This window comes from Paenibacillus sp. FSL H3-0329 (assembly GCF_037963285.1).
Taxonomy (GTDB): Bacteria; Bacillota; Bacilli; order Paenibacillales; family Paenibacillaceae; genus Paenibacillus_AQ; species Paenibacillus_AQ odorifer.
The window spans coordinates 238,214-252,710 of record NZ_CP150150.1; the positions used below are offsets into that span (position 1 = coordinate 238,214).

Here is a 14,497-nt window from a genome sequence, read left to right on the forward strand (position 1 = left end):
GGTTCATCATAAAAAAATATTTGGGAGCAGTGATTCTTTATGTACTGCTGTCTCTGGGACTGCCTTATGGGGAATTTGCAATGGGAGGAAGGCATAGAATTATGCCTCCACAAATGAGAGTCGCGTGTGGAGTTTCAGTAGTGATACAGCTAATTGCCATCCTGTACTTATTGCAGGCAGGTAATGTGATCTCTATTGGATTACCTTTTGATAGAAGGGTATGTTATTTTTTCGCAGTCTATTTAATTCTTAATACTATAATGAACTTATTGTCGAGGAGCATGAAAGAAAAACTTGTGATGACACCCTTATCTCTAATAACTGCAATCTGTTTTGGGATTACTGCTATGAATGGGTAAAAAGTAGTGCCGGATATAGATTCGACTTTTCTAGACTTTATATAGGATTGTTTTTAGGACACATCTGGTGAAGATGTGTTCTTTTTGCATCTATTGACTCTTGACCTATAAAAACGGATTCATAAGTCTAGGTCTTTCTTCTTATGTTATTATATTTAACATTGTTTTATATTATTTTTACAATTATATGATAATTGGTTATGTTTGTGTGATATAATATCACAGAAATTATGTGAAAATGATAGGGAGGACTAATATTATTATGGGATGGAAGACACGATGGAATAAGCCGATTGCTTCTGTATTAGCAACTGCAGTGCTTTCTTTGCAGGTGTTTGGAGGTATTGGTTTGGGTGCAGCTTGGGGTACAGATAAAGCTGAAGCAGCATCCGCAGCCACAGCCAAACTCCGGCTGATGAGCACGACGGACGTGCACACCAATGTCTACGGCTGGGACTATTTTAAGAATGCAGCTTCAGTAACTGTCGGTCTTGACCGCACAGCAAGCTTGGTGAAACAAGCCAAAAGTGAAGAACCCAACACCCTCCTACTCGACAATGGGGACTTGATTCAAGGAACTCCGCTAGGTACTTATGTGGCGAAGGAATCGGATCTGAAGGACCCTACTAATGTTACTGATATCCATCCGATGATTGCAGCCATGAACGCTATGGGATATGATGCTGCGACTTTTGGTAATCATGAATTCAATTATGGATTACAATTTTTAGATCGTACGATAAACGGTAGCACTGGTAATGAGATGACTACTGGAGCCAATTTTGATTATGTGAATGCGAATATATATAAAATGGATGGCGTTACAAATGCTTATCAGCCTTATGTTATTCTTCCTAAGAAAGTTACGGATAGTAACGGCGATGAGCAGACGATTCAAGTTGGTCTAATCGGCCTAGTTACTCCTCAAATCATGGAGTGGGACAAGGTTAATCTGGAAGGCAAAGTTGTCGTTGAAGATATTGCTAAAACGGCAGAAAAATTTGTTCCTGAAATGAAAGCTAAGGGAGCAGATGTTATTGTTGCTATGGCCCATACGGGGTTTGATGTTAACGCCGTTACAGGAGACGGTTCTGAGAATGATATTAACGCTTTGAGTAAGGTTCCTGATATTGATGCGATTACGTTCTCTCATACGCATAAGGTATTCCCAACAGGGAATAACGATACGTTGGACGCGTCGTTCAAAGATCCTGTTACTAAACAACCGTATGCAAACGAAAAGGCTGTGATCGATAATGTGAATGGTCACATTAACGGTACGCCTGCTGTACAAGCTGGTTACGGCGGAGCTTATTTGGGTCTAATCGATCTGAACATTGTATACGATGGTAATGACTGGACGGTAGACAAGCAAAGTTCAAAAGCTTCTGCTCGTTCTATTTATAAGACAGAGAATAAAGTGAATATACCACTGGTTGAGCCTGATGCGGCTGTAGATGCAGCTGTTGCAGCAGCACATGAGGCTACTATTGCTTATACTGGACAAAAGCTGGGTGTTACAACAGCTCCGATGAACAGCTATTTCGCAATGGTTCAGGATGATCCTACGGTTCAACTTGTTACGTATGCACAAAAGTGGTACGTTCAGAATTATATTGATATCAATGTTCCTCAATATAAGGACCTTGCCATTCTTAGTGTTGGTGCTCCTTTTAAAGCAGGACGCAACGGACCTGATGAGTACACCAGTATTGATAAGGGTGACTTGACTATTCGTAGCGCAAGTGACCTGTATTTATATGATAATACCCTTAAAGCAATCAAAGTTAAGGGTTCTGTTGTGAAAGAATGGTTGGAAATGAGTGCGGGCGCATTTAACCGCATCAAACCAGGGATCTCGACTCCGCAGTCTCTGTTGAATACGAAATTTTCGGTTTTTAACTTCGATGTAATCGATGGGGTTCAATATAAAATTGATGTGACGAAAAACGCGAAGTACAATCCGGATGGTACGATTAATGATGCTTCTTCGAGTCGTGTAACGGATGTCACTTACAATGATCAACCTTTAGATCTAGATCAGGATTTCATTGTTGTTACTAACAATTACCGCGCAAGTGGTGGCGGGAACTTCCCGGGTGTTAAAGGTGCAGAGCTGGTTGTAGACTCTCAAGATGAGAATCGTCAGGTTCTGATGGACTACATCAGTGAAGCTGGTATGATTGATCCAACTGCTGATGGTAACTGGTCCTTGGCACCTATCAAAGGCAATGTTGATGTTACATTTACAACAACACCTAAAGCGGCAAATGTACTCCCAGCGAACATTTCCGATACTGGACAGCAAGATAATAAGGGCTTTGGAATTTTCAAGCTAGATCTAAGTGTGAAGACACCTGCACCGACGGAAGATGTGGAGGTTCACCTTCTTGGAATTAATGACTTCCACGGTCAACTCGACACTGTTTCTACAGTGAACAATAAGTCTGTAGGCACAGCAGCCTATCTCGCGACTTATTTGAAAGCAACTCGTGCAAAGTATGAGAACTCATTACTCTTCCATAATGGTGACTCCGTTGGAGCATCCGCTCCAGTATCATCCCTTGAGCGCGATGAGCCGACTCATGCTTGGATGAACATGATGAAATTTGATGTGGGTTCTCTTGGTAATCACGAATTTGACCAAGGTGTTGATGCACTGATGACACAGCTTTATGGTGGTATCGACCCTAAGGATAATAAAGTTAACCATGCTGGATCTGATTTTGATTATGTTAATGCGAATGCAGTGGATGCCAAAACTGGCGAGCCAATTATTAATCCTTATGTAATCAAAGAAGTAGGCGGTGTGAAAATTGGCTTTATTGGTCTTGTAACAAAATCCACACCAAGCAAGGTAGCGCCTTCCGGTACGGCCGGCGTGCATTTCCTCACGCCTGAGGAGGAAGTGGCGGCTGTGGAGAAATACGCTAAGGAGCTTCAATCTAAAGGTGTTGAGACGATTATCGTGCTTGCACATGATCCTGCAACGACCAAAGATGGTGTGACTACAGGTGAAGCGGCTGATCTGGCCAATGCGCTTCCTGCGGAATCCCCTGTTGATGTTATCGTTGCTGGTGATAACCATGCACTTGCAAATGGAACAGTAAACGGCAAGCTGATTGTACAAGCTTATTCTTACGGTACAGCATTTGAGGATATCAAGTTGATCATTGATCCTAAAACAGGTGATGTGAAGGATAAGTCTGCTGTGGTAACTTCCACCTTCCATGAGGGTGTAACACCAGATCCGGAAAGTGTGGCACTGGTTAATGCTTACCTTGAGAAGCATCCTGAGCTTACCCAACCAGTAGGTACAACGGACGGAACTATCACTCGTACCGATGCTTACAATAATGAGGCTGCACTTGGGAATCTGATTGCTGACTCTATGCGTAATGCTGACTTCGGCGATGGTGCAAAAGCTGCCGATTTCGCCTTTATGAATCCAGGCGGTATCCGTGCGGACCTTCCGAAAGGTCCTGTAACCTTCGGCGATCTGGCTAAAATTCAGCCATTCGGCAACACGCTTGTGAAGCTGACACTAACCGGAGCGCAAATCAAAACATTGCTGCAACAGCAATGGAATGTAAAAGCTGATGGAACACCAGATATCAAAACGCTGCAAATTTCCGGACTGAAATATACAGCGAATATGTATCTGCCAGTAGCTGATCGTATTGCGAGCCTCACACTAACTGATGGAACACCAATTAATCCTACGCAGAAATATACAGCAGTAGTAAATAACTTTATGGCTGCGGGTGGAGATAACTACAAGGTTCTGACTCAAGCTAGTGATTCATTGGCTGGACCTATTGATTTGGACGTATTCTACGACTACATTGTAAAAACGTTTAATGGCAAAGAGATTAAAGCGGCCATTGAAGGACGTATTATTAATAAATTAAAGGCTGATTCGGGATCGGGCAATGGCAGTGGAGGCGGTTCTACCGGTGTAACTCCAACGCCTACTCCAACCGCGAAACCAACAGCAACACCAGCACCATCAACAGCACCAACAGCACCAACGGTAACACCTGCACCAACTACTGCGCCAGCAGCAAACTTCAAGGATCTGGGTAAGGTAGCTTGGGCGCAAGAAGCTATTGAAGCATTGGCTGCTAAGGGCATTCTGAAAGGTCTGGATGCAAATACTTTTGCGCCAACCAAAACAGTGACTAGAGCAGAGTTCGTTACGATGCTGGTACGCGCACTGAATCTTACGGGTTCAGCAACAACCAGTTCGTTCAACGATGTTAAACAAGGAGTTTGGTACACGGATTCTATCGCCCTTGCGGTGAAGGCTGGACTTGTACAAGGCTCTGGAAATGGCAAATTTGAACCGGGTCGTGAAGTGACTCGTGAAGAAATGGCCATTATGGTTGCTAACGCACTGAAAGACAAACTACAGCCAATTGATAAAAATGCAGCATTGGGTAAGTTTGCAGACAAATCCAGTATTGCTCCTTATGCACAAGAGGCTATCGCACAGCTAACTCAATTGGGAATCGTCAACGGTGTTGATGGTGGGAAATTTGCACCTAAGGGTATAGCTAATCGCGCTCAAGCAGCGGTTATCATCTATCGCATGCTTGGACAAGTATCATAATTCTATTGTTCTAACTAAAAGTGTATCGATGATCCTCGTGAGGGCATCGATACACTTTTTTTAAATATAAGAAAGTATAAGTGGCACCAATACTCTTATGGTCTTCCCTTAAACGCTTACTGTCCTTACAAGGACGCCGATGGCGCTTTTACTTGTTAAATTTGTTGTTGCTCTTTCTGTGAAATCATGTTAACTTATATTCTGCACTGTATTTTTTAATATTTTGTGCGGTCGTGGCGGAATTGGCAGACGCGCACGGTTCAGGTCCGTGTGGGCTAACCCCCGTGGAGGTTCGAGTCCTCTCGACCGCATACCTAAGTGCATATAAACAGGCAATACTTTTGAATCGCTCTTCAACCTGAAGAGCCTTTTTCTATTTATACGCATAATTCAATTTGACAAACTCTATGTAAAAGAAGTGAAGCAAAGATGGAGCCTAATGTAGGTGTAAATACGAAGCAAAGTGTGCGGTTTCTGGAAAAGTATTTCTCTGGTGAATCGATAGATTATCGTCAGATGATTGCTTTATTCATCCCTATCCTAGTGGATCAGGCCTTTGTGGTGGGTCTTAATCTAGTGAATACAGCTATGATAAGCTCGTCTGGTGTGGCAGCTATCAGTGCGGTCAATATGATAGATTCTCTTAATATTTTTCTCATTAGTGTGTTTATTGCCGTCTCAACAGGTGGGACGGTTGTTGTTGCGCAGTATAAAGGGAGCGGCAATGACCTCATGGTGTCAAAAGCTACGGCAGGTGCTACGTCATCTGTTTCGCTGATGGCATTTGCTATTGGGATGTTCGGAATTCTTTTTCACAATCCGCTGTTAAATTTACTATTTGGAGCGGCCTCACCAGAGGTTATGGAGAACGCCCGAATATATTTGATTGGGAGCTGTATCTCTTATCTTGGTATAGCTGTTGTGGAGGCGGTATGTGGTGCTCTTCGTGGAATTGGTAGAACGAGGGCCTCGCTTGTGCTTTCGCTAATTATGAATTTAACTTATGTCTTATTGAATCTCGTCTTTATTAACCTGTTGCATATGGGTGTTCTGGGGATGACCATTTCTATAAATATAGCTAGATACCTGGGGGCGTTCTGCGCACTTTATTATCTATTCCGATTGGACAACGATCTGCATATCCGTATTCGCGATCTTGTAGTGGTTAAGCTGTCTATGCTGAAAAAAATAATGTTCATCGGGATGCCGTTTGCGGCGGAGCAGATGTTCTTTAATGGTGGTAAAATTCTGACTCAGATCTTTATCGTTAGTCTGGGTACGTATGCACTTGCGACTAATGCGATTGCCTCCTCCTTTGCAGGGATTATGCAAATCCCCGGGAATGCGTTGTCCTTAACGATTATTACAGTGGTGGGACAATGTATGGGAAGCAATAATGTTAAGGATGCTCGAAAATTTATTAAATCATTCCTTGTCACCTCTTCTCTTTCCCTGGTGGTAATGGGGTTGCTGATTATGCCTTTTTTCAATCCATTAGTGTCGATGTTCCATCCTCCTGCTGAGATTGTGGGAGATATCTTCCTGATTGTGCTCATCAATACGATTGCGCAAATTCCGCTATGGTCCATTAGCTTTATTACGCCTTCGGCGCTTAGAGCGGCAGGGGATTCCAAGTTTACCTCCATGGTTTCGATGCTTACGATGTGGCTGTTCCGTGTAGTGCTCGGATACATCTTAGGTATTGTTCTGAACTTTGGTATACTCGGCGTTTGGCTGGCGATGAATTGTGAGTGGGGGATCAGAGGTCTGATTTTCCTGCGGCGATTTATGGGCAAAAAATGGGTTCAGCATCGTGTTATATAATAGATATAAAAAAATCAAAGGACACCCTGAGGGGTGTCTTTTTTGCATGCTCTGATGAGTGCCTTTGGAGAATACAACTTGAGTATTTCTTGGGTAGCGGGGTAATAATATGTAGGAATTGCGTCTTTATGCTTACTAAAACACACAACAAGGAGTCTTGCACAATGTCACATTTCGTTAGATCCGTTACTTCACCAAAGAAATTTATCTCCGGCCATAACTTACTTTCAGATCTGAATGAGTATATTAAGGCGTTTGGCGATCATGCCTATGTGATCTGTGATGAGTTCATTTTGGAACGTGCTAAGAAAGAGGCGGGAAGTTCCATCGAAGGTGCGGGCAATAAGGCTACTTTTGAAAAATTCAATTATGAATGTACTCAGGAAGAGATTAATCGTAATCGGGAACTTGCCCGTAAAGCTGGGGCGAATATCATCGTCGGTATCGGCGGAGGTAAAACACTGGACACCGCCAAAGCTACTGCTTATTATGAGAAGCTGCCTGTAGTTATTTTTCCGACGATCGCTTCTACTGATGCACCATGTACAGCGCTGGCTGTCATTTATAATAAAGATGGTTCATTTGATCAATACTTATTCCTCCCAAGTAATCCGGATGTAGTCTTGGCTGATACAGCGATTTTAGCTTCAGCGCCTTCCCGCTTTTTCGCAGCTGGAATTGGCGATGCACTGGCTACTTATTTTGAAGCCCGTGCTTGTTATGCCTCTAATGGCGACAATCTCGTAGTCATGAAACCTTCTACAACGGGTCTAGGTATATCAAGACTTTGTTATGAAGCTCTACTTAAGAATGCGGTAAAAGCAAAACGTGCGGTTGATCAGAAGCTCTATACACGCGCGGTGGAGGAAACTATTGAAGCGACAATTTATCTAAGTGGTGTGGGTGCTGAATCTGGTGGTCTGGCTGCCGCGCATGCTATCCATAATGGGATGACAGCCGTTCCTTCACTACACAAAGCTCAGCATGGTGAAAAGGTTACGTTTGGTCTTTTAGCCCAGCTAGTACTGGAAAATGCCTCAAATGAGGAGCTGGAAACTGTCATTAAGCTTATCAAGGATGTAGATCTTCCGCTAACCCTCGCCGATCTGGGGTGTACGGAATTTATCGAATCCGAATGGCGCCAAGTTGCTGAAGCTGCTTGTGCAGAAGGAGACACAATGGGCAATATGCCGTTCCCGGTTACTTCGGAAGATGTGTACAATGCGATAGTGGTAGCGAACTCGCTGGCAGAGTCTTATAAATAACTAGCACAACTAATATGCAGTGATAATGAAGGCACCCTTGGGGGTGCCTTTTGTTTTTATATAGGGTAAGCTTTTGAAATACTGTAGTGGTAAAATTTTTCATATAGCTATTGGCTTTGGCACTTAATCGCGGGATAGGGTGCCTACAGAAACGAGATTATTGCTAATCGCCCCGCTGCTGTGCCAATTGTACTCTATGTAATAAGGAGGAAGGAAAGATGAGAAAAAACCAATTGGGTTATCTAATCCTTATTATCATAATTATTGGAGCGGTAATAATAGCAGTAATTCACGGAAGCTCGGAGCGTCAGAACAAGCGGGCAGCAGGAAGTCTTGGAATGGATTATGTGCGTAAAGAGTACACGGAAAGTGCATCGCTGAGAGTTGCAACGATTTGCAAACCCTTATTTGGAGGGTCAGGTTATCAGGTAGTGCTCGAGGATTCAAGTGGGCAATCGTATTATGTCATTATCGTTCTCGGAACTACACATAATCTTGTCACTATGGACGATCTGACGAAAGAGGTGCGGGAAGGAACATCTGTGTTTCCGTGCCACCAATAAAACATGATAAATGAATTGGATCTCATCTATATGATTATTGGGAGGCACTCCTGCGGGGTGTCTATTTTTGTTATATTGTATTGAATTTTGTTATTTATTTACGGAATAGCTAACATATATGCTAACGTAAAATATAAAATAATTATAACAAGAGGCAATATTTTGATTGTTTTATGCCAATGTAACCGCTATAATCTTGCATATACCGGAATATGTAACGAAATAAGAAGTTTTTGTTAGCGTTTGTTATCAATAACAAAGTTGGAGATGTGGAGGTGAATAGTTAGCGAGTAGGTCTGTAATTGTCTTCTATAAGGACAGATAGTTATTGGGTTCATAACAGCTGGTTGGCTATTCTTATTATCAAATCCATTTATTTTCGAAGGAGAATTAGGAATGAAAAAAGCGAAAAAGTGGCTGGGGAGTATACTTGCCTGTGCAATGATAATGTCTCCTATCCCTTCTGTAATTTCTGCAGCAGCACCATCCACTGTTGGATTCGGTGATACACAGGGTCACTGGGCACAACAAAATATTGCGAAGTGGGTAGAAAATGGCGTTTTAAACGGGTATCAGGATGGTTCTTTTCATCCCAATGAAGGAATTACAAGAGCTGAGTTTGCTACGATCTTGAATAAGGTATTTGGTTTCTATATGAAGTCAGATCAATCTTTTTCCGATGTAAAAGCGACCGATTGGTATGCAGATCAGCTTTCGTTGGCACGATATGCTGGGTATTATGAAGGATACTCAGAGAATAAAGCACAAGCTACTGATTATATAACGCGTCAGGATGCGGTGACGATGTTGGCTCGGATATTTACTCTTCAAGCTACTGAAAGCGCTTCATCATTGAGTGGATTTAATGATTCCTCTCAGATTCAAGCTTATGCTAAGGATGCAGTTGATGCGCTCTCAGGATTGATCACAGGTTATGAGGATGGAACCTTTAAGCCGCTTGGAAGGATCACCCGTGCCGAAGTTATAACGTTAATTAATAAAATAGTGAAGAGTTATTACTCGCAATCTGGAAGTTTTGAAGGAGGAATAGTTTCTGGAAATGTAGTCGTTAATCAGGATGGTGTTGTGTTAAAAAATGCAACGATAAACGGAAACCTGTATCTAACCGCTGGGATCGGTAACGGCGAAGTGACCCTTGAGGGCATTAAGGTTACGGGCACCACATTTATTGCAGGTGGCGGGGTAAACTCCATTCTTATTAAGAATAGCTCATTAGGCAAAGTAAATATAAATCGTAAAGAGGGTGAGGTTCGTGTCCTCACGAGTGGTACAACCCAAATCTCTCAGCTAACGGTAGATAGTCTAGCAAGGCTGGAGTTTGGAATTGGGACGATGATCACCACGGGAATTCTAAATAGAACTGTGGGACTGATCCTAGGTGAAGGCGCATCGATTGCAAATCTAAACGTTGCTGATAAAGCGACTGGAACCACCATTTCCGGTCAGGGCGACATTGCAAAAGCGGACGTTAAGGCAACAGGAGTAACGTTGAACGGTAAGCCCATTGCTCCTGGCACAATTGTCATTATCAAAGGCAATCAAGGTCCTGTAGCAACGGCTACCCCAGCGCCTACCTCGGCATCAGGCTCATCAATAACGCCGGCAGGTCCGACTAATCCAACCGCGGCACCTACAGCGACAGCAACACCAACAGCAACGGAAACACCGACACCAACGGCAACACCAACAGCAACAGCAACACCGACACCGACCGACCCGACGGGTCCTGTGGGACGTATCGAGAATTTAGCGGATGTTGATGCAAGTAGTGAGACTAAATCACTATTCGCCTACTTACAGGATATCCGCGGCAGTGAGATCTTGTTTGGACATCAGCATGCTACTACAGAAGGACTTTCTATTACTGAAAAGGACGGAACGCAGTCTGAGGTCGAGAATGCAGTAGGCGACCTTCCGGGGCTGTTCGGCTGGGATACACTTAGTCTTGAAGGTTTTGAGAAACCGGGAGATTTAGGCGCAACCAAGCTGGAGAATCGTGATAAATTAATCGGCGTGATGAAGTCTGCTTATGAAAAAGGCGGCGTGCTTACATTAAGCTCGCATATGCCGAACTTCGTCACAGGAAAGGACTTTTATGACACCAAAGGAAATGTGCTTACGCATATATTACCCGGCGGTGACAAGCATGCAGAATTTAATGCATTCCTGGATATGATTGCGGACTTTGCGAATAACTTAAAAGATGATGATGGTAAAGTTATTCCAGTCATTTTCCGTCCATTCCACGAGCAAAATGGTGGCTGGTTCTGGTGGGGTGCGCCTTACCGTACGAAGGAGCAGTATGCTGAAATCTATCGTTATACCGTTGAATACTTAAGGGACAAAAAAGATGTGCATAACTTCTTATATGCATTCTCACCGGGAAGTCCATTTAACGGCACAGATGCGACCTTCCTTGAGACGTATCCGGGAGATGACTATGTTGATATCCTTGGCTTCGATAATTATTATGACGGAACCACTGAGGGTTGGTTTGATTCAGTTGTGAAGGATGCTAAGCTGATTTCGAAGCTGGCGGATGATAAGGGAAAAATTGCAGCATTTACTGAGTTCGGTTATTCGGGTGTGAAGCCAACTGGAACGAAGGACCTGAAATTCTTTACCAAGCTAATCGCTGCGCTGCAGTCTGATCCGGATGCTAAACGGATGGCGTACATGCAGACTTGGGCGAATTTCAATACAGATTCTATCTTTGTCCCTTATAGAAATGCTCCAAACGGACTAGGAGATCATGAACTGCTCCCTGATTTCGTAGACTATTATAAGGATCCGTATACAAGCTTCAGCTATGAAGTGGCTGTTGCGGATGCGTATTCGAAACAGGTAACTACAGAAACCGAGCAACCTTTTTTACACATTGCCTCACCAACCGCAAACCAAACAGTGCCCACGACAAAAGCATCGACCCTTCGTGTTCGTGTGTTGAATCAGGACGTGGATAAAGTAACCTATCTGATTGGGGATGACACAACAGAGTACAGTATGGCAGCTGACACAGAAGGTTTCTATTACTTGGCAGATTGGACACCAGGTGTAGCCTTCGACGAATCAGGCGTGATGCTTACTGTTAAGTCCTATGCAAAGGATGGTTCTGTACTTTCACAAACGATCCAAATCTTTGTAAGTGACGTGCAGGGCATTGGGGACCCATTGATTGTAGATACTTTTGAGAATTACAAAGGCAATGATGAATTACTTCGTGCGGCATTAAGTCCTGCGGGTGATCTAAATAAGATCTCACTTGATGCGGACCATAAAAATGATGGCAAGTATGGCCTTAGATTCGATTATAATGTGGACGGCCAGGGTTATACAGGTCGTACCAAAAACATGAATAATGCCGACTGGTCGGACGCCAACAAATTGAAGCTCTGGATTGCACCTGATGGCAGCGACCACAAACTTGTTATTCAGGTCAATGCAAGCGGCATCTCTTTTGAAGCTTATCCTTCACTGGCAGGTACGACACCTGGCATGGTGGAAATTCCATTCAGCCAGTTCGCTCCAGCGCCATGGGATACAGGAAATGCCGGTAAAGTAATCACTAAAGAGAACCTTAAGGACATTCGGGCAGTGTCTATCTACGTAAATAAAAAGGACACAGTAGCAAGTACGTCTGGTACGCTGTACTTTGACGATATTACAGCGTTTAATGATGGAACGGGTGGCGTCCCTAACGGGGGCGAAGGTCCTGGCAGCACGCCAGAACAGGCGAAGCTGTTGTATGGCTTCGAAAAAGATACTCAGGACTGGACAGTAGAGCAAAATAATGCCAGTGCAAGCGCGGCAGTGATCTCGACTGATGAGGCTGCTGAAGGAACTCATTCGTTAAGCTCCTTGTTCTCACTCGATTCAGGTGGAGCTTTTGAGCTCAGCAAAAATGGCAGTCTGGATCTGAGCGCGGTAGATAAATTAAGCGCACAAATTAAACTGTCGAACGGAACAGCGGATGCACGTTTGTATATTAAGACGGGATCAACCTGGGCTTGGGCTGACAGTGGAGCTGTGAAAGTAGATTCGAGTGGATTTACTACGGTTTCGCTCAACTTGGCAGGTATTGCTGATCTTAATAGTGTAAAAGCCATAGGTATCAAGCTCGAGGGATTCAGCGGTACGGGAACTTCTACGCTGTATCTGGATGATGTTCGGACCCTGAAGAATGGTACCGCACCTGAAGCTGTCGTCTATGGCTTCGAGGACAATACACTGCAAGGCTTCAGCATCAATGTGGATGAAAATAATAAATATAATACAGCACTGGCTCAGAATCTATCTGTGAGCAATGCTGTGTATGCTGAGGGAACTCATTCGATGCAAGCGGACTTAACATTGAATGGAGGGCAATTCCAGCTGCGTCGTATGGTGGTTACCAACTTAGCGAATGCATCAACAATTACGCTTAAAATCAAGGTTGTACCTATTGAAGCAAGCGATGTTAGCGGTGTAATGGCTCAGCTGTTTACCCAAAGTGGCTCAAGCTGGGGAACATGGACTGCTTCTACGGCTGCACCAGTAGATGCCAATGGATTTACTACACTAACACTGGATATCAGCAAGGTAGCAGATCGTAATTTGACCCAAGCGATTGGCGTACAAGTCATGACCACAGCAACCGATCCGGTGGGTAGTGCTACCGTATATGTGGACGAAATCACGATTAAATAGAAAGTAGTAAAGCCGGAAGCGAACATTTTACGATGTTCACTTCCGGCTTATTTATTTAGCATCAAATTTATTCATTTTAAGGTCTACGAGAATCTGCTTGAAATTAACGAAGCTTAATAGATCCGCCATCTACCATGATAGTCTGGCCCGTAATATAATCGGAATCTTCACTCGCTAGGAATACCGCAACACGACCAATATCACTTTCCAGTTCACCCAATCTTCTCAAAGGAATTTTTGAAATCATGTTTTGGTAATACTCAGGGTTTGCTTCTGCCCATTCAATCATGCCAGGGGAATTAGCAATTGGAGCAATGATGTTTACGTTGATTCCAAATGGACCAAATTCATTAGCGGCTACCCGGGTAATTCCACGGATGGCTTCTTTTGCAGCAGCATATGTTCCTTGATTGGTGTCACCGTTGAGACCGGCGCCCGATGCAAAGTTAATAATTTTACCTTGAGTTTCTTTTAAATAGGGTAGTGCTGCTTGCATGAAATAGAAGGTTGGATAGAAGCCTGTATCAAAAGATAAATCGAAATCAGCCTGTGTAGTTTCTTCGATAGATTTCATTCTGGATGCGTGGGCATTGTTTACTAAAATATCTATTTTTCCGAATTTATCAGCTACTTGTCTAACAAGGTTAGCTAGTTTATTGTGTTCCTTGAGGTTAGCTTGAATAAAGATAGACTCAGGTTGATGTTCTTGCAATTCTTTAATTGTTTCTTTACCGGTTTCTTCATTGAGGTCAATAATGGCTACCTTAGCGCCTTCTTTAACAAAAGCTAGGGCCATCCCTTTACCAATGCCGCCTGCTCCACCAGTAATAATAGCTACTTTTCCTGCAAGTCTGCTCATGTTGTGATCTCCTTTTTGTGAAAAAATGTAGTATCTAACTCTTATTCGAGGTAAGGTGTAATTGTTACTTCGACTATATATTACCCAAAATAGTAGCTATATTTACCATGAAGTAGAAACGGCATCATTTCCCAAGATGAATATAGAGGGGGATGATGAATGTTTCAGCAGCTGATGACGCCTATTCCAGCTCTTATGTACATGTTGAGCGATTGAATTAAGCGGCGCACCAATTGATGAGCAATTGATGATTCATGTGTCGCACCAAGTGATGCTGCAAGTGATGCAATAAGTGAAATATTTATAGA

Annotated in this window: 6 protein-coding genes and 1 tRNA gene; 6 read left to right on the forward strand and 1 reads right to left on the reverse strand. The window is 43.3% G+C overall.

The genetic code is table 11. From position 1 onward, the window contains the following. Window positions 1-621: 621 nt before the first annotated feature. The 6 genes from NSQ66_RS01145 (at window position 622) to NSQ66_RS01170 (ending at window position 13,330) form a co-directional block, all read left to right on the forward strand. Entirely contained in the window at window positions 622-4,971 is a 4,350-nt protein-coding gene (locus tag NSQ66_RS01145; protein ID WP_076141431.1) for a bifunctional 2',3'-cyclic-nucleotide 2'-phosphodiesterase/3'-nucleotidase, read from the forward strand. A gap of 227 nt (window positions 4,972-5,198) precedes the next feature. Next, window positions 5,199-5,282: transfer RNA gene (locus tag NSQ66_RS01150), tRNA-Leu, on the forward strand. A gap of 118 nt (window positions 5,283-5,400) precedes the next feature. Further along, window positions 5,401-6,795, forward strand: a complete 1,395-nt coding sequence (locus tag NSQ66_RS01155) for an MATE family efflux transporter (RefSeq protein WP_036687203.1) — start codon at window positions 5,401-5,403, stop codon at window positions 6,793-6,795. Window positions 6,796-6,959: 164 nt separating this feature from the next. Continuing rightward, on the forward strand, window positions 6,960-8,060 hold the full coding sequence (locus NSQ66_RS01160; protein WP_036687204.1) for a glycerol dehydrogenase: 1,101 nt from the start codon (window positions 6,960-6,962) through the stop codon (window positions 8,058-8,060). Window positions 8,061-8,278: 218 nt separating this feature from the next. Continuing rightward, window positions 8,279-8,623 (forward strand): hypothetical protein, encoded by a 345-nt coding sequence (locus NSQ66_RS01165; RefSeq protein ID WP_036687205.1) that lies wholly within the window; start codon window positions 8,279-8,281, stop codon window positions 8,621-8,623. Window positions 8,624-9,019: 396 nt separating this feature from the next. Next, the gene (locus NSQ66_RS01170) at window positions 9,020-13,330 is read left to right on the forward strand and encodes a glycosyl hydrolase (RefSeq protein WP_081388086.1); all 4,311 of its coding nucleotides are present in this window, start codon (window positions 9,020-9,022) and stop codon (window positions 13,328-13,330) included. Between the two features lie 103 nt (window positions 13,331-13,433). On the opposite strand, the gene NSQ66_RS01175 is transcribed toward NSQ66_RS01170, so the two are convergent. Further along, a complete protein-coding gene (locus NSQ66_RS01175; RefSeq protein WP_036687207.1) occupies window positions 13,434-14,189 on the reverse strand; it encodes an SDR family oxidoreductase in 756 nt (251 codons plus the stop codon). Window positions 14,190-14,497: the final 308 nt, after the last annotated feature.

Excerpts from the sequence above, each read along its gene's own strand:
- NSQ66_RS01145 (WP_076141431.1), top strand. The coding sequence starts at position 622 with ATGGGATGGAAGACACGATGGAATAAGCCGATTGCTTCTGTATTAGCA.
- NSQ66_RS01155 (WP_036687203.1), top strand. The coding sequence starts at position 5,401 with ATGGAGCCTAATGTAGGTGTAAATACGAAGCAAAGTGTGCGGTTTCTG.
- NSQ66_RS01160 (WP_036687204.1), top strand. The coding sequence starts at position 6,960 with ATGTCACATTTCGTTAGATCCGTTACTTCACCAAAGAAATTTATCTCC.
- NSQ66_RS01165 (WP_036687205.1), top strand. The coding sequence starts at position 8,279 with ATGAGAAAAAACCAATTGGGTTATCTAATCCTTATTATCATAATTATT.
- NSQ66_RS01170 (WP_081388086.1), top strand. The coding sequence starts at position 9,020 with ATGAAAAAAGCGAAAAAGTGGCTGGGGAGTATACTTGCCTGTGCAATG.
- NSQ66_RS01175 (WP_036687207.1), bottom strand. The coding sequence starts at position 14,189 with ATGAGCAGACTTGCAGGAAAAGTAGCTATTATTACTGGTGGAGCAGGC.